The organism is Mesorhizobium sp. P2_C4, from assembly GCF_056404575.1.
In genome coordinates this window covers 211,151-232,097 of sequence record NZ_JBFUDT010000003.1, presented here as the reverse complement: position 1 = coordinate 232,097, position 20,947 = coordinate 211,151, and the positions used below count along the sequence as shown (strand labels likewise).

Here is a 20,947-nt window from a genome sequence, read left to right as displayed (position 1 = left end):
TTCAGGAATGCCGCCTGCGTCTTCAGACCCGTATGTCGGTGCGCTCGCAGCATCCAGGATCAGCGTGTATTCGACATCCCCGAGCGGCGCGGATTGGGCGCGCATCGGAAACCCCAGCAGCCAGGCCAGCAGGAACAGGACCACGGCGAAAATGAAGGGAAGACGGTCGACCTGACGCATGCGGCAATTGCTCCTGAGGGGTGTCAGGAGGGCTTAGCGAGGTCTCTTGTCTCGATTTTGTCTCAAATGCGCAGTCTTTGTGCAGGCTGGCGTTAACCCTACCAGATCGTAAATCGGCAGGCTGGCGAGGACCGGCACAATCAGCCTTGCGCCTCGCCGCGCTTCTTGCCGATCTGCCAGTATCGCCAGGGCGTGAACCAGACAAAGCGGTCGTTCAGCGCCTCCGGCACGCGATCGATGCCATGCGTACCGAACGGACCGCAGCGCAGCACCCGGAACAGCCCCATCCAGCCGCCGGCCCACAGCCCGTGGCGGGCAATCGCCTCATGCGCATATTCGGAACAGGTCGGCAGATGCCGGCAGGAATTGCCGACAAAGCCGGACAGCGTCAGCTGGTAAAACCGGACAAACGACGTGCCGAGAACACGGCCCGGCGTCTTGCGCCAGGGGCCTGGCCAGTTGCGCCCGCGCTGCAGTGGCCTCGCCTCATGCGCATGCCGATGTTGGTCGCGCACCGCAGTCTCCGCATCGCGTTTCTCCGGGGGATAGATGTGGGCTTCGGCCGCAGAACGCAATCCCCTTCCACGCACCGCTTTGTCGGCCGCCTCAGGGCCTTGAACGGCGAAAGGGATGCCGGTCCGCCGAATGCGTCCAGCGCGACGGACTGGCCGGCCTCTCCTGGCAGCGTCCGGCATAGGGCCGTTGCTCGTCATACCACTGAAACGTCGCGATCCGCATGACATCGCCAAAGATGGTCAGGAACTGGATCATGGTCGTGTCTCCTTTGACACGGATTAGACGCCTACTGGCCTTCGCCTTCAAACGAGTATAATTTCCGCCTCGGATAACTTTGGGTTATGCGAATGAAGCGCGGGCGTCTTCCATTGACGGCACTCAGGAGTTTCGAAGCGGCCGGCAGACACCTGAGCTTCAGCCGGGCGGCGGAGGAGCTGTTCGTTTCGCAGGCAGCAATCAGTCGCCAGATCCGCGAGCTCGAGCAGTTCCTGCGCCGGCCTTTGTTCCACCGCCATCACCGCCGCGTCGAGCTGACCGAGGCGGGCCAACGCCTGCTCGACCAGCTGGTCAGAAGTTTCGACGACATCGACAAGCTGCTTTCCGAGCTGGTGGCTGCCCCCACGCAGTCCGTGGTTCGCGTCAGCGTCGAGCCATCGCTTGCCTCGGTGTGGCTGGTGCCACGGCTCAACCGCTTCCGCAAATTGCGGCCCGATATCGACGTTTCCCTGGAAGTCGATCCAAGGCCGATCGAGTTCCGCAGCGATCAGCCTGAACTTGCCCTGCGCTTCAGCGCACACAACACCACATGGCCGCGCAGCGAGGCCGAATGGCTTGCCTCGACCGTTGATTCACCCGTCCTCTCGCCCGCCTTGCTGGCATCGGGCCCTGCCCTCGAAAAGCCACTCGATCTGGCTCGCTACACGCTGCTGCACGAGGAAAACCGTCAGGGCTGGGCGCGCTGGTTCGAAGCAGCTGGCGTGTCAGCAGACGCTATAACGGCGCGCGGCCCGATGCTGGCGGATCTGTCGCTGTCGAAGCAGGCAGCCTTGCTGGGTCACGGCGTGGCGCTGGGCGACATGCTGCAGATCGGCGAGGAGATTACCTCCGGCACTCTAATCAAGCCGTTCGACATCGACGTCGCATCAGGAGCCTACTGGCTGGTGGCCAGAAGTTTGAAGGATCTGCCGGAACCGGCCAAGGCTTTTGCTGACTGGATCCGCAGCGAATTTGCCGAAAGCAGAAGCGCGCTAAAAGCGAAGGCTTGATGCTGCTTGCATAAGAAGCGCCGAACCGGCGAGGCTCAAAGCCAGTATCGGACCACGCAAGAGGCTTCTCCGCCATGGGCGATGGAAGGACCGTCATACGCCGACATCACGCCGCTTCTTCGGCGCGCTTTTTCTCGATCTGGCCGATGGCGTCGACCACGGCGTCGAAGGTCAGCATGGTCGAGGCATGGCGCGCCTTGTAGTCGCGCACCGGCTCCAGATATTTCAGGTCGGCGAAGCGGCCTTCGGGCGGCGCGCCATTTTCCTTCAGCATCTTCAGCATCGTCTCACGCACCGCGCGCAATTCGTCGGCACTGGCGCCGACGACATGCTGCGCCATGATCGAGGAGGACGCCTGGCCAAGCGCGCAGGCCTTCACATCGTGCGCGAAATCGGTGACGACGCCGTCATCCATTTTCAGATCGACTGTCACGGTCGAGCCGCACAATTTGGAATGCGCCTTAGCCGTCGCATCCGGATGATCGAGCCGGCCGATGCGCGCGATGTTTCCGGCAAAACCCAGAATTTTCGCATTGTAGACGTCGTCGATCATATTTTTCCAATCCGTCGCCGCCCAACGAACAGCGATTGCCGCTGATACGTCTTTCATTCGCTCGGCACGACCATATATAATGCTGGCAGTCGGGCATCGACAAGACAACCACAAGCCCTTGTCTTTGCCCTAATTTGTTCACGCCGCTTTGCGGGCTGGAAACCGGGCGGGTTTCTGACACCCGAAAGGTCGTGGTCCGTTCAACTCGTCCCTCCAGAGAGGGGGACTACGGGAGACGCCTTTATGGACGCCGTCATCAAGAAGATCATGCCCCCCTCCGACTATCTGGAGAAGCCGGTCACCCACCGGCCGAGCGAGGCCGAGGTCGAGGCCGCTGTGCGCGTCCTGCTGCGCTGGACCGGCGACAATCCGGAGCGCGAGGGCCTGATCGACACGCCGAAGCGCGTCACCAAGGCATTCCTCGAAATGTTCAACGGCTACGACATGTGCCCCGCCGACGAGCTCGGCCGCACCTTCGAGGAAGTCGCCGGCTATGACGATCTGGTCATCGTCAAGGACATCAAGTTCCACTCGCATTGCGAGCACCACATGGTGCCGATCATCGGCAAGGCGCATGTCGGCTATCTCCCCGACGGCAAGGTGGTCGGCCTGTCCAAGATCGCGCGCGTCGTCGACATCTTCGCCCATCGCCTACAGACCCAGGAAGCGATGACGGCGCAGATCGCCGGCGTCATCCAGGACGTGCTCAACCCGCGCGGCGTTGCCGTCATGATCGAGGCAGAGCATATGTGCATGGCCATGCGCGGCATCCGCAAGCAGGGTTCCACCACGCTGACCTCGACCTTCACCGGCGTCTTCAAGGACACGCCCGAGGAGCAGGTCCGCTTCGTCACAATGGTGCGCGGCTGACCCTCCGCCGACACCTGCCAAAGGCGTAGGCTTAGTCGAAAATGGTGGTTTCCGTGGTCCGGAGCTGAGCGTATTTGAGTACGTGAGCACCGGAAGCGCAGGATGCAGTCATTTTGCGGGCCCGGCCTCCCCTGAAATATCTTTGGATCGAACAAGGACCGGTGATGTCGGCACTGCAATTTCCCGAAGCTCCGGCAGACAAGAAAGCGCTGGAGGAAGGCGTAGTCCTTTCGCCGCGCTTCGATGCGGCCGGTCTCATCACCGTGGTCGTCACCGATGCCGAGGACGGCATGCTGCTGATGGTGGCGCACATGAATGGAGAAGCGTTGGCGCTGACGCTGGAAACCGGCATTGCCCACTACTGGTCGCGCTCGCGCAACGCGTTGTGGAAGAAGGGCGAAACCTCGGGCAATTTCCAGAGTGTCATCGAGATGCGCACCGATTGCGACCAGGACGCCCTGTGGCTGCGCGTCAAAGTGTTGGGCCACGACGCAACCTGTCACACCGGCCGTCGTTCATGTTTTTATCGGACGGTGGGGCTGGTCGACGGCAAGGGGACGCTTGCCGACGACGGCAGCAAGCCGCTGTTCGATGCGGAAAAGACGTATCTGAAGCCTTTGTGAACCATTCGACAGTCTGAGATCACCCATGTTCACTAATCTAAAACGTCCTTCCGCTACAAAGGACCTGGGACAAGGGAGATTGTGATGCTCGAGTGGGCGTCATTGCGCAACAGACCAGACGTTCGGGAAGCCAACGGCCTCTCTTCGTCAGGCGGCGCGTCCGAGGCAAAACCTGCTAGGAAAACCGGGATTTCACTGGCTTTGGGCGGCGGCTGTGCTCGCGGCTGGGCCCATATCGGCGTGCTGCGCGCGCTCGACGAAGCCGGCATCGAAGTGTCGATGATCGCCGGCACCTCGATCGGCGCGCTGGTCGGCGGCTGCTATCTCGCGGGTAAGCTCGACGAGCTGGAAGACTTCGCCAGAAGCCTGACCAAGCGCCGCATCTTTGGCCTTCTCGATCTCAATTTGCGCGGCAACGGCCTGTTCGGCGGCATGAAGCTCGACGCGCGGCTGCGCGAACATGTGGCCGGCATTCGCTTCGAAGACCTGTCGAAACCGTTCGTCTGCGTCGCCTCAGAAATCCGCACCGGCCATGAGATCTGGCTGTCCAACGGCTCGCTGATCACTGCCATGCGCGCTTCCTATGCGCTGCCCGGCGTGTTCGAGCCGGTGACCTGCAACGGTCGCGTGCTGGTCGACGGCGCGCTGGTCAATCCGGTGCCGGTCTCGGTCTGCCGCGCCCACGAACAGCCGCTCGTTGTCGCCGTCAACCTTCACTACGATCTGTTCGGCCGCGCCGCTGTCATCAAGCACAGCGCCGGCGAGCTGGTCGTCGAAAGGGATGCGCCAAGGCCCGGCCAGGCCGACGCCGAGCGTCAGTCGCGTGAAGCGCGGCTTGGCATCACCGGCGTCATGGTCGAAGCCTTCAACATCATCCAGGACCGCATTTCGCGCGCCCGCCTGGCTGGCGATCCGCCCGATATGTCGCTGCAGCCCAAGCTCAGCCATATCGGCCTGACGGAATTCCACCGCGCCGAAGAGGCAATCAGCATCGGCTATCAGGCAACGATGGCGCAGATCGGCGAACTGACCCGGCTGCAGACGGTTCTGGCCTGACGAATCGTGGACGCTCTCAGGCGGATGCCGCGTCGGTGATGCGGAACTGCACAGTGCGGTTGCCGTTCCAGTAATTGCCTGACAGCGACCCGGCGACATGTACCGTCTTGCCCCGGTTCTTGAACAGGAATTCGCCAAGTGCCGTATCGACAGCGCGAAAGGCGATCGCCTGGATGCGGCCGCCGCTTTCCGATTGAAGCTCGACGCGGATGTGGTTGGTGCCAACCGGCCGCGCGTCGGCCAGCCGGTGGCGCGGCAGCGCGAACACCGGCGCGACATGGCCGGCGCCGAACGGGCCTGCCTTTTCCAGCGCATCAAGCAGGCCGAGCGTAGCACCCTCGGCGGCGAGCGCGCCGTCGATCGCCAGGCTTTCCTCGCCCTGTAGCCGGAACACGTCGGCGGCAGCGCGTTCCTCGAAGAAAGCCCTGAGGTCGCCGAGCTTTGCCCGCTCGACGGTGATGCCGGCCGCCATGGCATGGCCGCCGCCCTTGACGATCAGCCCGGCATCGGCCGCCTCGCGCACCAGCCGGCCGAGGTCGAAGCCGGACACCGAGCGCCCTGAGCCGGTACCGACACCATTGGGGTTGAAGGCGATGGCGAAGGCAGGCCGGCGCGCATGGTCCTTGAGCCGCGAAGCCAGCAGGCCGACAATACCCGGATGCCAGCTGGTGCTGGCGGTGACGACAATGGCCGGGCCGTTGCCGCCGGCAAGCTCTGCGTCGGCCTCGGCGCGCGCCTGCGCCAGCATCTCCAGCTCCATCTGCTGCCGCTCCTGATTGAGCCGGTCGAGCGTCTCGGCGATGGTGCGGGCCTCGACCGGATCGTCGGTGGCCAGCAGCCGGCTGCCAAGCGCAGCATCGCCGATGCGGCCACCGGCATTGATGCGCGGGCCGATCAGATAGGCTAAATGAAACGTGCTGATCGGCTCGCCAATGCGCGACACCCGCGCCAAAGCCGCCAACCCTTCGTTCTTTTGCTGGCGCGCCATTTGCAGCCCCTTCACCACGAAGGCGCGGTTGACCCCGGTCAGCGGCACCACGTCGCAAACGGTAGCCAGCGCCGCGAGATCGAGCAGCGACAGTAGGTCCGGCGGTGCTGCATCAGGCAAGCGACTGCGCAGGATCTTGGCCGTCTGCACCAGAGTGAGGAAGACGACACCAGCGGCGCAAAGATGGCCCTGGCCTGAAAGGTCGTCCTGGCGATTGGGATTGACGACGGCGACTGCCTCCGGCAGCGGGCCGCCGACCTGGTGATGGTCGAGCACGACGACATCGGCGCCGGCCACTTTTGCCGCATCGATAGAAACGGCGCTGTTGGTGCCGCAGTCGACGGTGACGATCAGCGTTGCCCCGCGCGAGACAAGCTCGCGCATGGCTTCCGGATTGGGACCGTAGCCTTCGAAAATACGGTCCGGAATGTAGATTTCCGACGGCACCGAGAAATGGCTGAGGAACCGCTTCAACAGCGCCGACGAGGCCGCGCCGTCGACATCGTAGTCGCCGAAGATCGCCACCTTTTCCCTGGCCACGATTGCCTGGGCGATACGGGCTGCAGCCTTATCCATATCGGTCAGCGAGGCCGGGTTCGGCAACAGATCGCGGATCGTCGGATCGAGGAAGCGCTCCGTCTCGGCGGCGGTTACGCCGCGCCCGGCAAGCACGCGCGCGACGATGTCGGGCACGCCATGGCCTTGCGCAATGGCCAGTGCTGCCATGTCTTGCCGTTCGGTCAGCCGGTGTTCCCAGGAAACACCTGTCGCCGACTGCCTGACATTGAGGAAGAGGCGTTTTTCGCCGGTCATGCGATCTGCCAGCCCATGTGTGGGCGCAGAATAGTGCATGTCGCCCAAAAGTGTGCAGCGGTTTTGGGGACAATGACATGCACAAGCAATGTCCCAAGGTGGCCTAAGCCAAGCGGTTCGCGGTGATGCGCCTTGTCAGAAAATTTCAAGAAAAACTACGCTTTCCGCTTTTCAGCTTCGCGCCGCTGCCATTCGTCGGCTGCGTCGCCCATCGTCTTTTCCGCACCGTCCTTGAGCCAGGCCATGAAAGGTCGATCGAATTTGAACGCACCGCCGCACTCCTTGATGAAAAAGCGCCGCACGTTCTGGGTGTTGCGATAGGATTTTGTGATGGCGGTCGTGCGCGAAATCGCAGCCGCGTGCCAGTCGAACGATTTCATCTTCATGTCCTTGCGGCCGGATGTAGCCACAGGGCTATCAACTGCACTGCGGACACGCAAGAACCAAGAGCTTGCTGGGGAGCGGCTAGAACTTCTCCAGATCCTGGTGGCGCGCCTTGATCTCGCGCACGGTGCGCGATGACGAGCGCAGCACGATGGTGTGGGTGGTGATGGTATCGCGGCCGAACCTGACGCCGTTGAGCAGATTGCCGTCGGTGACGCCGGTCGCGGCAAACAGCACATCGCCGCGCGCCATGTCTTGCGCCCGGTAAACCTGCTTCGGATCGGAGATGCCCATCCTGGCTGCGCGCGCCAGCTTTTCCGGCGTGTCGAGGATCAGCCGGCCCTGCATCTGGCCGCCGGTGCAGCGCAAGGCGGCTGCCGCCAGCACGCCTTCCGGTGCCCCGCCAATGCCGAGATAGATGTCGATGCCGGTCTCTTCCGGGTCGGTGGTGTGGATGACGCCGGCGACATCGCCATCGCCGATCAGCCGGATCGCCGCGCCCGTGGCTCGGACCGCTTCGATCAGCCTGCCATGGCGCGGCCGGTCGAGAATGCAGGCGGTGATCTCCGACACCGCAACACCCCTAGCCTTGGCCAGATTGGCGATGTTCTCGGCCGGCGACGCGTCGATGTCGATGACGCCATCCGCATAGCCCGGACCGATGGCGATCTTGTCCATATAGACGTCGGGGGCAAACAGCAGGCTGCCCTTTTCGGCAATAGCGATGACGGCGAGCGCATTGGGCAGGTTCTTGGCGCAGATCGTCGTGCCTTCGAGCGGATCGAGCGCGATATCGACGGCCGGACCGATGCCGCTGCCGACCTCTTCGCCGATATAGAGCATCGGCGCCTCGTCGCGCTCGCCCTCGCCGATCACCACCGTGCCCTTGATGGCCAGGCGGTTGAGCTCCTGGCGCATGGCATCGACAGCGGCCTGGTCGGCGGCCTTCTCGTCGCCGCGTCCGCGCAATCTGGCGGCCGCGACCGCGGCGCGCTCGGTGACCCGCACCAGTTCCATGGTGAGGATCCGGTCAAGACCGGCGACAATGTTCTGGGCCACATTCATCGGGGGAAGATCCTGGTTGGCATACCGCCTCCCGCCAGAGGCGCGTTTCTTGTGTCAAAGCTCCATGACAACAGCAAGACCTGCGCGAAGCGTTTTTTGAAAGCGCTGCAATATCAATCGATTAAAAGCTAGAGATGACCGGGCTCACCCTGCCCGCTCGATGCGGATCACCTGCGGCTTGTCGGTCAGATGACCGTCTTTGGTGATGCCGTCGACAGCCTTGCGCACCGCAGCCTCGGTGGTCTCGTGGGTGACCAGGATCACCGTCTTTTGCGCATCCGTCTCGCCGCTGACCGCGTGCTGCACGATCGATTCCAGCGAAATATCATTGTCGGCCATGCGCTTGGCGATCGCGGCAAAAACGCCGATGCGGTCATGCACGGTCAGCCGGATGAAATAGCCGCCGGCATGGCTGCGCATCTGCGCCTTTTTGTACGGGCGCAATTCCTTGGCCGGCAGGCCGAACACCGGACCGTGCTGGAAGCCCGGCCGGCTCTTGGCAATGTCGGCAATGTCGCCGACCACCGCCGAGGCGGTGGCGTTGCCGCCGGCGCCGGGACCTGAGAGCAGCAACTCGCCCAGAATATCGGTTTCAATCGCCACCGCATTGGTAACGCCATGCACCTGCGCGATGACCGAGGCCGTCGGCACCATGGTCGGGTGGACGCGCTGTTCGATGCCGCTCTCGGTGCGCTGCGCGACGCCCAACAACTTGATGCGGTAGCCGAGATCGGCGGCCGCTCGAATATCGGCCTGGCTGATGTTGGAAATGCCTTCCATGTAGATGTCGTTAGCGGCGATCCTGGTGCCGAACGCGAGGCTGGTCAGGATCGACAGCTTGTGCGCGGTGTCGTGGCCCTCGATGTCGAAGGTCGGATCGGCTTCCGCATAGCCCAGCCGCTGCGCGTCCTTCAGGCAGGCGTCGAACGAGATGCCTTCGGCCTCCATGCGGGTCAGGATGTAGTTGCAGGTACCATTGAGGATGCCGAAGACGCGGGTCACCGAATTGCCGGCCATCGCCTCGCGCATCGTCTTGATGACCGGGATGCCGCCGGCAACCGCCGCTTCGTAGTTGAGCAGCACGCCCTTCTTCTCGGCGATCTCGGCAAGCGACACGCCATGCTTGGCGAGCAGCGCCTTGTTGGCGGTGACGACATGGCGGCTGGCTTCGAGCGCTGCCTTCACCGCCGACCGCGCCGGCCCTTCATCGCCGCCGATCAGTTCGACGAAGACGTCGATATCGGCGGTCTGAGCCATCTTGACCGGATCGTCGAACCACTTGGCCGTGCTGAGATCGACGCCACGATCGCGCTTGGGATCGCGGGCCGAAACGCCGGTGACGATGACGTCGCGTCCGCACTGGCGGGTCAGTTCCGCCGCCTTGTCGCGCAGCACGCGCGCCACCGAGGCGCCAACGGTACCCAGACCGGCAATTCCAACACGCAACGCTTCAGCCATGTCCGGCGACGCCCCTCAAGAATTCTGTCGATGTGATATCAGGCAACTCAACGATGCGCGGCGAGCGGCACCACATTGTTGGGCTGCTTGGCGCTGGACGCCAGGAAGCGCTTGATGTTGCGCGCCGCCTGCCGGATCCGGTGCTCGTTCTCGACCAATGCGATACGCACATGGTCGTCGCCGTGCTCGCCAAAGCCGACGCCCGGCGCCACCGCCACGTCGGCATGCTCGATCAGAAGCTTGGAGAATTCGAGCGACCCGAGATTCTTGAACGGCTCCGGGATCGGCGCCCAGGCAAACATCGACGCTGCCGGCGCGGGAATGGTCCAGCCGGCGCGGCCGAAAGCATCAACCATCACGTCGCGGCGCTTGTGATAGATGTCGCGCACTTCGGCAATATCGGCGCCGTCGCCATTGAGCGCATGCGCGGCCGCCACCTGGATCGGCGTGAAGGCACCGTAGTCGAGATAGGATTTGACCCGCGTCAGCGCCGAGATCAGCCGCTCATTGCCGACGGCAAAGCCCATGCGCCAGCCGGGCATGGAAAAAGTCTTCGACATCGAGGTGAACTCGACGCAGACATCGATCGCGCCCGGCACCTGCAGCACCGAGGGCGGTGGATTGCCGTCGAAATAGATCTCCGAATAGGCAAGGTCCGACAGGATGATGATGTCGTTCTTCTTGGCGAAGGCGACCACGTCCTTGTAGAAATCGAGCGAGGCGACCAGCGCCGTCGGGTTCGACGGATAGTTGAGGATCAGCGCCAGCGGCTTCGGGATCGAATGGCGGATGCCGCGCTCGACCGCCGGAATAAAGCCGTCATCGGGTTCGACCTGCAGCGAACGGATGACGCCGCCCGACATTATGAAGCCAAAAGCGTGGATCGGATAGGTCGGATTGGGGCACAGGATCACGTCGCCGGGCGCGGTGATCGCCTGCGCCATGTTGGCGAAGCCTTCCTTCGAGCCCAGTGTGGCCACCACCTGCGTGTCCGGGTTGAGCTTCACCCCGAAGCGACGCTGATAGTAGGCGGCCTGGGCGCGGCGCAGGCCTGGAATGCCGCGCGACGACGAGTAACGATGCGTGCGCGGATCGCGCACCACTTCGCACAATTTGTCGACGATGGCTTTTGGCGTCGGCAAGTCCGGATTGCCCATGCCAAGGTCGATGATGTCGGCGCCGCGCGAACGGGCGCTGGCCTTCAGCCGGTTGACCTGCTCGAAGACGTATGGCGGAAGCCGGCGGACCTTGTGAAATTCTTCCATGTCAGTTCCAGACGATCAATGGGGCGAAAGGTAGTTTCGGCGCGCGATATAACCCTATTTGCAGGTAGGGTCGAGGGCGGGGTCGCATTTGGCTTCGATCTGCTTCAGCGTTTCATCACCGTGATTTTTCGCCAGCGAGTTCAGCGCCGCCGGGCTTGTGCCCTGGACCTTGCCGCCCTTGCCCAGTTGCGCTTGCTGGCTGGCCTTCAGCTGGGCGAGCTTGGCGTTGCTCTCTTCAGGGGTGAGCTGCTGCGCCGCCACCTGCGGCGGGATATTCAAATTCGGATAGGAGCCGGTGTCCTTCGGACCGTCGACGCCGGAAACCGTTGTTCCGCCGCCTGTGTCGTTGCTGGCGCAGCCACCGGTAGCCAGCAAGGCCCCGCCGGCGGTCACCAGCATCATCGCCGCAGCGATGCGGCAAAAACGACCGGTCCCCGAAAAAACAGTCTCGCCAATATTAATCGTCATATTGTTTTCCTGGCAGCCGGGTTAGAGCGTGTTGGACCCGGTCAGATGTCCCATGTTAATATGTCAAGAAAACGCCCCGGGAGGAACCCCGCGAACCATGTCCAAAACACCCGATTCGGGCAAAGCGGAAGATGGCGGACCGTCGACCGTCGAGCAATATCTGGTGAAGGACCCGGAACGCTTCGCCCTGAACATGGCGCGCATGATCGAACAGGCGGGAAAAGCGGCCTCCGCCTGGGCCGAGCCGCGCGAAAAGGGTGAGGTGCGCGACCACGTCGCCGAACCTGTCGTCGATATGGTCAAAACCTTCTCCAAGCTCAGCGAATACTGGCTTGCCGATCCGCAGCGCGCACTGGAAGCGCAGACGCGGCTGTTCGGCGGCTACATGACCGTCTGGGGAAACGCCATCCAGCGCGTCAGCCCGAATGCCGAAGCGCCGGACGATGCGGTCAAGCCCGAACGCGGCGACAAGCGCTTCCAGGACCCGGAATGGGGCCGCAACGCTTTCTTCGATTTCCTCAAGCAGGCCTATCTCGTCACCTCGCGTTGGGCGGCCGACCTGGTCGAGCATGCCGAAGGCCTCGACGAGCACACCCGCCACAAGGCCAGCTTCTACGTCAAGCAGGTGTCCAACGCCATCTCGCCGTCGAACTTCATCCTGACCAATCCGGAGCTGTTTCGCGAAACGGTCGCCTCGAACGGCGAAAACCTGGTGCGCGGCATGAAAATGCTGGCCGAGGACATCGCCGCCGGCAAAGGTGACCTGAAGCTGCGGCAAGCCGACTACTCGCCCTTCGAGATCGGCAAGAACGTCGCGACGTCACCCGGCAAGGTGGTCGGTCGCAGCGATGTCGCCGAGATCATCCAGTATGATCCGACGACCGAAACCGTGCTCAAGCGTCCGCTGCTGATCTGCCCGCCCTGGATCAACAAATACTACATCCTCGATCTCAACCCGCAGAAATCGTTCATTCGCTGGGCAATCGAGCAGGGCCATACCGTCTTCGTCATTTCCTGGATCAATCCCGACGAGCGCCACGGCGCCAAAGGCTGGGAGGCCTATATCCGAGAGGGCCTGCAATACGGCCTCGACATGGTCGAGAAGGCTACCGGCGAGAAGGACGTCAACGCCATCGGCTATTGCGTCGGCGGGACGCTTTTGGCGGCCGCACTCGCGCTGCTGGCGCAGGAAGGCGACAACCGCATCAAGTCGGCGACCTTCTTCACCACGCAGGTCGACTTCACCCATGCCGGCGACCTGAAAGTGTTCGTCGACGAGGACCAGGTGGCGGCCGTCGAGAAATCGATGAACGAAAAGGGTTATCTTGACGGCACCAAGATGGCGACCGCCTTCAACATGCTGCGCTCGGGCGACCTGATCTGGCCCTATGTCATCAACAATTACATGCGCGGCAAGGATCCCCTGCCCTTCGACCTGCTCTACTGGAACGCCGATTCCACCCGCATGGCGGCGGCCAACCATTCCTTCTATCTGCGCAACTGCTATCTCGAGAACAATCTGACGCGCGGCGTGATGGAACTGGCAGGCCGTGTAGTCTCGCTCGCCGACGTCACTATCCCGGTTTACAATCTGGCGTCGAAGGAAGATCACATCGCGCCGGCGCTTTCGGTGTTCCTCGGCTCGCAATATTTCGGCGGCGACGTCGAATATGTGATGGCCGGTTCAGGCCATATTGCCGGCGTCGTCAACCCGCCGGCGGCCAAGAAGTATCAGTACTGGACCGGCGGCAAACCGGTGGGCGATTTTGCCCAGTGGTTTGCCAACGCGGTGGAGCATCCCGGCTCCTGGTGGACCCACTGGCAGCATTGGATCGAGACCCAGGACGACACCCGCGTTCCTGCCCGCAAACCCGGCAAGCATATGAAAACCTTGGGCGATGCGCCGGGAACCTACGTCAAGGTGCGTGTGTAACGGACTGTAATGTCTGGTGAGTTGACGGGCCGGTAAAAGAGGGCGAAATGGTGGCGTCAACCATCAAGCGGCCTCAATTCGCCTCTAGCCACCGATTAAATTGAAGGCATGCAGATTTGACACAGGTCTCGTTTCCGGTTTGGGAACATGGGTTATTGGTACGGAGCGTCTAGACGCCGGGCCAACAACTTACCGGCCGGACGCCGAGGGGGAATTTAGTTTTGAAATCAGCAGGTTGGCGTCTCGCACGAAGAGAAAGCCGCAGCATTGCGGCGGCGCTTTTCTCCGTGCTCCTGGCCTCCTGTACCTCCGCCGGCGACCCCACCATGTCTGTCGGCATGCCCGGCTACAACGCCACCTCGGCTGATATGAAAGCAGCCTCGAGCGCGACGCCGGCAATAGTGACTGATTCGTCCGTGCAGGTGACGTCAGCCTCCTCAGAGGCGGCATCGACCGTGATGAGCGAGGGAGACACACCTTTGCCTGAAAAGGTCGCCTATGTGCCGGTGACCAAGCCCGGAGCGGCCTTCCCCATCAACGTGCCTGCCGGTGCAGACACCATCGCCGGCCAAACGCCGCAGCCACTGGTGCAGCCGGCGCAGACAGCCGCCGAGACCGACGCAGTCGCGCAGAAGATCGCTGCCGCCGATGCGAACACCATCGCACCGAAATCGGACGACACCACCGCCCCGGTGATGAACAACCCTGTCTATGTCACCGCTGGCGAACCTCCGCAGGCGCAGATCAATGCGCCGAAGAAAGGCTTCCTAGCCTCGCTGTTCAGCACCACGCCCGCCTCGGCGGCGCCCGCGCCGCTGATCAACACGCGCTCCGGCGAGCAGCCCACCGCTCAAGCCAAAGCCGCGCCGGCAAAGCCGATCATCACGCTGGCTTCCGCCAGTTCGGCCGACAAGCCGGTGCAGCTGGCTTCGATCGGTGACGAGACCGGCCACATCACCGGCAGCGACGCCTTGCCAGGCGTGCGCCAGACAGCTTTGTTCGAGATCAAGCGCAAATCCGGCCTCGACGATGAAAGCGACGTCGATCTGAACGAGGATGAAGGCTCGGGCGGCGCCTATCAGGTGGCCTCCGCCGCCGGCCTCGCCCGGCTTGCGCCCAACGGCCTCTTGAGGCAGAACGAGAGCGTCGACGTCGCTTGCCTGAAGCCGTCGCTGGTGCGCGTGCTGAAGACCATCGAAGGCCACTACGGCCGCAAGATGATCGTCACATCAGGCTACCGCGACCCGGCCCGCAACCGCCGCGCCAACGGCGCCAAGAATTCGCTCCACATGTATTGCGCCGCAGCCGACATCCAGGTCCCTGGCGTCTCGAAGTGGGAACTGGCGAGCTATCTCCGCACCATGCCCGGCCGCGGCGGCGTCGGCACCTACTGCCACACCGACTCCGTCCACGTCGACGTCGGCCCCGAGCGCGACTGGAACTGGCGCTGCCGCCGGCGCAGCTAGTTCTCTCCATGCGGCCGACGGGTTGAGGGGCGTCAGCAACCCCCGTCCCGGTACCATCAGCGACATTCGAGATTAGCCGAAGCCTCCCAACTTCGTCATCCTTGGGCGTAGCGACGCGAAGCGGAGCGCAGACCCAGGGATCCATGCCGGGACTCCGACCGGAGAACTCAGCGGAGCAGAATCTGCTCCGTGGCGACACTCAGACGTCGCGGCATGGATCCTCGGGTCTGCGCCGCGCCGCTACGCTCCTTGCTCCGCCCGTGGATGACAAATGTGAGGCCTATTCAGGCTAATCTCCAAAGACATGCGATCATGGGTTCAGGAACCCGCGCTATGGCTCACCGAAACGGCCGTTTTCGCCCCTTTCTGAAAAAAGTTGCCGGATGTTGGGGCTGATGGGTTGCCGGTTGCCAACAACGCAATTATAAGCCGCTTCGTCTGAGCGCGCCCATCGTCTAGCGGTTAGGACACCGCCCTTTCACGGCGGTAACAGGGGTTCGATTCCCCTTGGGCGTACCAGAAATTTCAAGCACTTAGCGGAAAACCTCCCTGCTCTGTCCAATTTTTGGCCAATATCCGGCGGGCTTTGTCGGGGTGAGCGATTCCTGTCACACTCCGCCAGCCCATGGGAATGGAGGGAAAAAATGTGAAATGTGGTTCTTGGCGTAGCTGTTGCGGCTCTCGCCGGCTGTTCAAACAGCGAGCCTCGATATGAGATTTCGCAGGGATCGATCGCGGCTTACATGAATCCGGGCCAGTCGCAGCCGACAACCGTCTTGCTTGACCGACAGACCGCTCAGACGTGGTACTTGGTGCGTACAGCCACCGGTGAAGTTACTTGGCTTGCGCTTGGCGAGCCGATGGCAAAATAGAGAAGCCCTCCACCAGAGGCAGCCGGGCAGTTTTTGCCGTACGGATCTGTGAATTTTGTCACAGACGCAACGACGCATCGGCCTAGCTTGCAGCGTGAAGTTTCCTCCAGCGGTGAAGGGAGTACTCCGATGCTTGCGAACCTTCCTATGCTTCTGAACCTTCCTCTTGTCACAGTTGGTCCCCTTGCCGATTGGCTCCGTCATCGAGCCGAACAGAAGGCGCAGTTGAAGACAACGGCCGAGCTGAGCGAGTCACCAGACGACATGCTCAGCGACATCGGGATTTCCCGTGATGACATCACGACGTATGCGTTCAGCAGCAAGCGCGCTTAAGGCCTGGGGCCGGGCAATCAAAAAGCCCGCCACCGAAGCAGCGGGCCAAAAGCGGCACGGCAGCTAGTTACTCCGCGGTCGTGTCTTCGGGCGGCGGCGTCAAAACGGTGATGTCCATTCTGGCGATCGTCGATGCCGCGCGACCTTGCGCGCTAGGATCGGTGTCGCCTGTTTCGGCAACCGTTGCCTTGGCGCGATGTCCTACACTGTCAGCGCTCTTGCCTGGCGCGAATCCCTCGCCTGTTCCTGGCTTTGCCGCTTTCAATTGAGTTTCCGGTACCTGCCGATGCTGACTTGCAATAGCCGAAACCATAGATCCCTCCTGATGGTGACGACACGATGGTATCTGCCATGGCTGTTGTGAGACTTACCACCACGCAGAAGCCCGCCACCACCAGGCCCGCCCTTCCACAAGGCGGGCCGGTCGCGTTATGACTTAGCTCCTACTTGGGGAAGGGGGACAAAATGCGAGCTGTCGACGCGATACTATTAATTGCCGTAGTGCCCGCAGGCATGGCTTTTGTCGTTTGCTTTTTCCTGCGACAGAGATTCCGGATCAGACCGGTTACGCTCATGCGCATATTCGCTCTAGTCATGGCTATGATGGGTTACTTGGATATTCGGTTAGCGGAGGCTGTCGGCGGGAAGAGTAATCCGCCGCCCGCTACTTCGACCCAGCCCCAAACCACCGGATAAACGGCGCATCCTTGCCGGTGATATCCCGCACAGTCTCGTGGGCTTCCTGAAGCGCTCGGAAGTTGATCGCAGCTAGGCGATAGCAGCGGCCCAACAACGCTCTTGTGCAATGCTTCCGCTGCCACCAGAAAGCGCTCGATTTCAGCCTGTGAAAGCTGCTTGGAAAGTTTGGTCCTGGCCATGGTAGCGAACTCCGTTTGAGGGGTCGCCGCAACGGGAGGATTATATTCCTGATGTCGAGGGCGCTGGCAAGTCGGCTTGCGCTCGGTGCGCCGCAGCGAGATGATGGCCCCAAGGGCTCGGGAGGGAACGAATGGTAAGATCCGATGATTGATGAACAAGAGGTCGAACAACTTCGCACCGCTGCCCGAGCCAAGGTCGTGACAGCAGCGCGAAACGCTAAGCTGCTAGATGCAGCGTTTGCAATTATTTCTCATAACAGCTCTCATCAACGGTTCGGTCCACTCCTCGATGAGCGGCCCCTTCAAATTGACTTACGTGTCATGAGAAATCGCTTTTCAGAGGTCGAAATCGATGACGCGCGTCGTCGGGCGCGCGCTCTTTTGCAGGACGCCTACCAAGCCGGCGCGGATGCACTCGCGCATAGATTTAGCCATCCGGAGATCGTCAATAAGCTCCGACAGCGTCATCCCGGATTTTCCGACGAATGCTACAAGGATACCATCAGCCAAGGATGTTTTTTGGCCCGGTGACGCCAGCCTTGCCAGAGCGTCACCAGCGCGCGTTCCCGCTGGCCGCTATCCTACAGCGGCGGAGCATCCGGCGCGCTGTGGCGCCTGCCGCTGCGCTCAAGGGTGGCCAACATGCGCGCCTCGGCCGCTTGGCGGTATCGTGTCAGGGCTTCCTGCTGTTCGCGCTCGCGCTCCCGCCGGTAGACTTCCGGCAGCGGCTGCCAGTCGGCCGGCTTGAGCTTCATGCACCACTTCTCGCCACGGTATCCCCAATGGGCGATGGCGACGACGTCGGATCCGTCAAACCAGCAAGAGACGTTTAGCTTCGGAAAATGCAGACACCTGGCCGCCCACCAAATCTTATCGATGTCGTGGTCGCCTGGACCCTTTGCCCATCGCGTCCAGCCCTTGCCGGGCCGTTCGATCAGGTCGCTGTCACGCATTTGGCCTCCATCGCAAGTGGCAGTACTCCTGGGCGCTTCCCTAGTCGCTATCGTTATTTCGCGACGAGCGGCTGAAGTGCTACAGCGGCAAGATTGGCCGCCTCGCTCCCCGAGAACGCCGCTGTCACTGTTTCGGCGGAGGTGGAAGTTCTTGACGCGTGGATGCCCAGGAAGTCCTTTCCGCAACGAGCCCTAAAATCTTGGGTGACATCGCTCAAAGAACCGGAGGTGGCGCCGGCAGCAATCAACGATATCAGGGCGATGCCATCGGCTGGAATGGGGATGGAAATGCTGCTGCCGCGTTCTGCAGCTGTCGCCGCAGGTGTTTCAGAAGCTCCAACCGCTCTGTAAACTTGCATCGTGACTGACGGATTGCCGCCATCAAAAGTGAGCCCGATGTCGGTCGAGGTGGTGTTGTCTAGTTTGTCGCCGCTGCCTGCCGATATTTCCCAGATCTCGGAATTGGCGCTTGCGGGCGCATCATTGCTGCGCACCATACGCTTTGCATGAATGCCCCCGACCGTCACCGAATTCAGCGTCCGCAACTCGCTAAAGAACTTCCAAGAGATTTCGAGCCAGATATCTCGATTGGCGGCAACATCGCCCAATTCCTTCGAAGGTACCGTAACTGTGGGGCCAGGAACGAGCCCTCCGGAATTAAAGGTCGAGATCGCCGAGACCGTGATCGGCGACGTCCGCTTCTGAAATCCAAAGACCGCCGCCGTCACGGCCAATGCCACCAGGACAAGGGCAGCGGCTATCCAAACGACTGACCGATTACGATTTTGCATGGTTGCCCAACCCTACGGGGAACATCGTAGTATTAGCAACTGCTTGACTGCAAGGCAGAATATAACTGGATATATGTTCGCTGGTTCCAGCCCAGACAAGCATCCAAATAATTAGGCGAACCAAGAAAGATAATATTATCAATCCCTTACATTAGCGTTCAATAAGGAACCGACTGCCTTCGAAACCTTGATTATTAACAATGAGTTAAGCGATTAGTTGACTCCGCATCCCGCCATGGCACAGGATCAAATTCAGGACCGGGGGGGCACCTCTGTCCATGTTAGGGGTAACAGGGGTGAGACAAATGACGAAACTTCTCAGCATGGCCAACCAGTTCAGTGACGATGAGTCCGGAGCAGCAATGGTCGAATATTCAATCCTCGTCGGCATTATCGCCGGTGCGGCAATCTTGGCAATACTCGCGATCGGCGCCTGGGTGTCGGGCCGCTTCACTGGCCTCTGCGGCTCGCTGAACGGCAAAGCTGGCGGCACCTGCGTTGCAGCGACCGGAACCGGCACCTGATCGATAGATACGCACGCCCCCGTCAGTAACCCGATGGGACGTGGAAGTGGGAGGGTCGGCGCTTAGTCACGCCGGCCCTGTTCGCTTACGGCGGCGCATAGGTCGCGGCGACCATGCGCGTCGAGGTGCCCGTGCCAGAATTGCTCCACCTAGCAGCATGTTTTTCCCCTATGGTCGTCGGTGCTGAGAATGTTCCGCAGCAATTCGGGATTGAGTTTTTTCAGACCGGAATAGAGCGCGCCCGTTCCCTGCTCGGCGAGGCCGGCATTCTTAGCGAAGACCTTCAAAGAGGCGTTCAGCGTGTCCTGGTCGATGTTTGCCTGCTGTGCGGCGAACGCGAGAGCCTGGTAAGTATCGGTGCGGAGGCCGACTGTCCGAGAGTTCGATGCAATCTCGTCAAACTCGGAAATCGCTTTCTTCGCGCCGTCGAGAATGCCTGTCAGGCTGGCAAATGGGGACGTCGCGATAAATCAGCGCCCACAAGATCAACGCCTTTATGTACCGCTGTGCCAGGATCGATGACTCCCACCGTCAAAGGCGCCGGATCTGGATCGCTTCGTGTCGGCAGTTGTCCCGAAATTGCCGGGAGATTTCCATCTGCAAAGCCCCTTCCACTTTTAAGGAAGCAGTTTGGGCCGCGGTCGATCGGCGTTTCAAGCGGAAAGTGCCGACACTAAGGTAGCGCCCCAACGTCCGCCATCTCTGTGCTACAATGCACCGCAGCGCTTCCGTTACTGGATTGACCCGCGAGGAGGATCAGGCATGTCCGACCGCACCGACGTAGGCCCTCTGCGACTGGGCGAACGAGCGCCCAATTTCGTACTCGACGCAATTACGCGCGAGGGCAAGATAGCTATCGACGATTTCCGCGGCGAGAGGCCAGTGCTGGTTGGGCTGTATCGAGGTCTGCATTGTCCGTTTTGCAGGCGTCATATCGCGACGGTTTCGCTGCTCACACCAGCCCTTAACGCAAAGGGCATCGAAAGCCTCACGGTGGTGAACACGCCCATCGAGCGGGCGCGCCTTTATCTCCGCTACCATCCGATGGTTGGTTTGCTTGCTGCATCCGATCCGGAGCGCGTTTCACACCGCGCCTTTGGATTGCCCAATATGCAAATAACTGAGGGCGAGAGCGCATGGCCGCACAAGGCTTCGATGAGCGATGTGAAGGCGATGCGGCTCAACGTGCCGGGCGAAATGCCTGAGCCGATGGATCCGTTTGCCACGCTCGAATATCTGAACAAAAAAGACGATTACGATATTACCGAAGCGGACCAGCAAATGATGGCGACCGGCGTGGGCCAGCTCACGGGCCAGTTCCTGCTCGACCGCAACGGCGTCGTTCGCTGGACGTTCTCCGAGGTTTTCGATGGCGGCTTGGGCGCCCACCCGAACTCTGAGGCGATGATGTCGGTCGCGTCGCATATTGGTCAGTAGCGGCGCAGTTGCGGACATCGGCTGCACGGATAGCAGGTGTTATGCAAACCGTTGGTTTTTTCGCACTTGGCCGACGCTGCGGTTCGGTGCCTACAAGTGCGTTGGTGGGTGCCGGCTTTCGTTGGCTTTCCGTCAGCCGCTAGCCGACGATCAGTACCAGCACGACTGCCGCGGCAAGGACCAGCTACTTCACATTTGGGAACATGCCGAGCGGCCAACATGCCCATCGCTCGAACAAGCAGGCCGACGTGTCAGC

General features: G+C 61.7%; 21 protein-coding genes, 1 tRNA gene and 1 pseudogene. 11 read left to right on the top strand and 12 right to left on the bottom strand.

Translation table 11 applies throughout. The features are described 5' to 3' along the window. Positions 1 to 33: 33 nt before the first annotated feature. The 3 genes and pseudogenes from AC1DX6_RS13650 to AC1DX6_RS13640 all read right to left on the bottom strand — a co-directional run. Positions 34 to 180 (bottom strand): annotated as a pseudogene (locus AC1DX6_RS13650) (class D beta-lactamase); the annotation flags it as partial. Between the two features lie 140 nt (positions 181 to 320). Further along, entirely contained in the window at positions 321 to 695 is a 375-nt protein-coding gene (yidD, locus tag AC1DX6_RS13645) for a membrane protein insertion efficiency factor YidD (protein WP_477314112.1), read from the bottom strand. Positions 696 to 786: 91 nt separating this feature from the next. Further along, a complete protein-coding gene (locus AC1DX6_RS13640; protein WP_477314110.1) occupies positions 787 to 951 on the bottom strand; it encodes a hypothetical protein in 165 nt (54 codons plus the stop codon). Positions 952 to 1,043: 92 nt separating this feature from the next. Between AC1DX6_RS13640 and AC1DX6_RS13635 the strand changes: the two genes are divergently transcribed. Then, a complete protein-coding gene (locus AC1DX6_RS13635; RefSeq protein ID WP_477314108.1) occupies positions 1,044 to 1,961 on the top strand; it encodes a LysR substrate-binding domain-containing protein in 918 nt (305 codons plus the stop codon). Positions 1,962 to 2,067: 106 nt separating this feature from the next. Here the strand turns inward: AC1DX6_RS13635 and AC1DX6_RS13630 are convergent, their stop codons facing one another. Further along, the gene (locus tag AC1DX6_RS13630; RefSeq protein WP_477314106.1) at positions 2,068 to 2,514 is read right to left on the bottom strand and encodes an iron-sulfur cluster assembly scaffold protein; all 447 of its coding nucleotides are present in this window, start codon (positions 2,512 to 2,514) and stop codon (positions 2,068 to 2,070) included. Between the two features lie 243 nt (positions 2,515 to 2,757). Between AC1DX6_RS13630 and folE the strand changes: the two genes are divergently transcribed. The 3 genes from folE (at position 2,758) to AC1DX6_RS13615 (ending at position 5,063) form a co-directional block, all read left to right on the top strand. After that, the gene (gene folE, locus AC1DX6_RS13625) at positions 2,758 to 3,384 is read left to right on the top strand and encodes a GTP cyclohydrolase I FolE (RefSeq protein ID WP_477314104.1); all 627 of its coding nucleotides are present in this window, start codon (positions 2,758 to 2,760) and stop codon (positions 3,382 to 3,384) included. Between the two features lie 164 nt (positions 3,385 to 3,548). Beyond that, positions 3,549 to 4,007: a phosphoribosyl-AMP cyclohydrolase gene (gene hisI / locus AC1DX6_RS13620; protein ID WP_477314102.1), complete on the top strand. Its 459-nt coding sequence runs from the start codon at positions 3,549 to 3,551 to the stop codon at positions 4,005 to 4,007. 84 nt (positions 4,008 to 4,091) lie between these two features. Beyond that, a complete protein-coding gene (locus AC1DX6_RS13615; protein ID WP_477314100.1) occupies positions 4,092 to 5,063 on the top strand; it encodes a patatin family protein in 972 nt (323 codons plus the stop codon). A gap of 16 nt (positions 5,064 to 5,079) precedes the next feature. On the opposite strand, the gene recJ is transcribed toward AC1DX6_RS13615, so the two are convergent. The 6 genes from recJ to AC1DX6_RS13585 form a co-directional block, all read right to left on the bottom strand. Continuing rightward, positions 5,080 to 6,864 carry a single-stranded-DNA-specific exonuclease RecJ gene (recJ, locus tag AC1DX6_RS13610; RefSeq protein ID WP_477314098.1) on the bottom strand — a complete coding sequence of 595 codons (1,785 nt, stop codon included), beginning with the start codon at positions 6,862 to 6,864 and terminating at the stop codon, positions 5,080 to 5,082. A gap of 155 nt (positions 6,865 to 7,019) precedes the next feature. Then, positions 7,020 to 7,244, bottom strand: coding sequence for a DUF6434 domain-containing protein (locus AC1DX6_RS13605; RefSeq protein WP_477314096.1), 225 nt, complete (start codon positions 7,242 to 7,244; stop codon positions 7,020 to 7,022). Positions 7,245 to 7,329: 85 nt separating this feature from the next. Next, the gene (glpX, locus tag AC1DX6_RS13600) at positions 7,330 to 8,313 is read right to left on the bottom strand and encodes a class II fructose-bisphosphatase (protein ID WP_477314094.1); all 984 of its coding nucleotides are present in this window, start codon (positions 8,311 to 8,313) and stop codon (positions 7,330 to 7,332) included. A 144-nt stretch (positions 8,314 to 8,457) separates the two neighbouring features. After that, entirely contained in the window at positions 8,458 to 9,771 is a 1,314-nt protein-coding gene (locus AC1DX6_RS13595) for a homoserine dehydrogenase (RefSeq protein WP_477314092.1), read from the bottom strand. 47 nt (positions 9,772 to 9,818) lie between these two features. Further along, positions 9,819 to 11,036: an LL-diaminopimelate aminotransferase gene (locus AC1DX6_RS13590; protein WP_477314090.1), complete on the bottom strand. Its 1,218-nt coding sequence runs from the start codon at positions 11,034 to 11,036 to the stop codon at positions 9,819 to 9,821. A gap of 54 nt (positions 11,037 to 11,090) precedes the next feature. Further along, positions 11,091 to 11,438 carry a hypothetical protein gene (locus tag AC1DX6_RS13585; protein WP_477314088.1) on the bottom strand — a complete coding sequence of 116 codons (348 nt, stop codon included), beginning with the start codon at positions 11,436 to 11,438 and terminating at the stop codon, positions 11,091 to 11,093. A gap of 163 nt (positions 11,439 to 11,601) precedes the next feature. Here AC1DX6_RS13585 and phaC point away from each other — a divergent pair, with 163 nt between their 5' ends. The 5 genes from phaC to AC1DX6_RS13560 all read left to right on the top strand — a co-directional run bounded on the left by phaC (position 11,602) and on the right by AC1DX6_RS13560 (position 17,517). After that, positions 11,602 to 13,437 carry a class I poly(R)-hydroxyalkanoic acid synthase gene (gene phaC, locus AC1DX6_RS13580; RefSeq protein ID WP_477314086.1) on the top strand — a complete coding sequence of 612 codons (1,836 nt, stop codon included), beginning with the start codon at positions 11,602 to 11,604 and terminating at the stop codon, positions 13,435 to 13,437. A 326-nt stretch (positions 13,438 to 13,763) separates the two neighbouring features. Beyond that, positions 13,764 to 14,903: a YcbK family protein gene (locus AC1DX6_RS13575; protein ID WP_477314084.1), complete on the top strand. Its 1,140-nt coding sequence runs from the start codon at positions 13,764 to 13,766 to the stop codon at positions 14,901 to 14,903. A 444-nt stretch (positions 14,904 to 15,347) separates the two neighbouring features. Further along, positions 15,348 to 15,422: transfer RNA gene (locus tag AC1DX6_RS13570), tRNA-Glu, on the top strand. Between the two features lie 482 nt (positions 15,423 to 15,904). Continuing rightward, complete coding sequence (locus tag AC1DX6_RS13565; protein WP_477314082.1) at positions 15,905 to 16,108, top strand: YjiS-like domain-containing protein; 204 nt, start codon at positions 15,905 to 15,907, stop codon at positions 16,106 to 16,108. 1,022 nt (positions 16,109 to 17,130) lie between these two features. Further along, positions 17,131 to 17,517 carry a hypothetical protein gene (locus AC1DX6_RS13560; RefSeq protein WP_477314080.1) on the top strand — a complete coding sequence of 129 codons (387 nt, stop codon included), beginning with the start codon at positions 17,131 to 17,133 and terminating at the stop codon, positions 17,515 to 17,517. Between the two features lie 50 nt (positions 17,518 to 17,567). Here the strand turns inward: AC1DX6_RS13560 and AC1DX6_RS13555 are convergent, their stop codons facing one another. After that, positions 17,568 to 17,939 carry a hypothetical protein gene (locus tag AC1DX6_RS13555; RefSeq protein ID WP_477314078.1) on the bottom strand — a complete coding sequence of 124 codons (372 nt, stop codon included), beginning with the start codon at positions 17,937 to 17,939 and terminating at the stop codon, positions 17,568 to 17,570. A 53-nt stretch (positions 17,940 to 17,992) separates the two neighbouring features. Then, complete coding sequence (locus AC1DX6_RS13550; RefSeq protein ID WP_477314076.1) at positions 17,993 to 18,730, bottom strand: hypothetical protein; 738 nt, start codon at positions 18,728 to 18,730, stop codon at positions 17,993 to 17,995. Positions 18,731 to 19,035: 305 nt separating this feature from the next. On the opposite strand from AC1DX6_RS13550, the gene AC1DX6_RS13545 reads away from it, so the two are divergent. Then, positions 19,036 to 19,254, top strand: coding sequence for a Flp family type IVb pilin (locus tag AC1DX6_RS13545; RefSeq protein ID WP_477314074.1), 219 nt, complete (start codon positions 19,036 to 19,038; stop codon positions 19,252 to 19,254). Between the two features lie 762 nt (positions 19,255 to 20,016). Next, the gene (locus AC1DX6_RS13540; RefSeq protein WP_477314072.1) at positions 20,017 to 20,691 is read left to right on the top strand and encodes a peroxiredoxin-like family protein; all 675 of its coding nucleotides are present in this window, start codon (positions 20,017 to 20,019) and stop codon (positions 20,689 to 20,691) included. Positions 20,692 to 20,947: the final 256 nt, after the last annotated feature.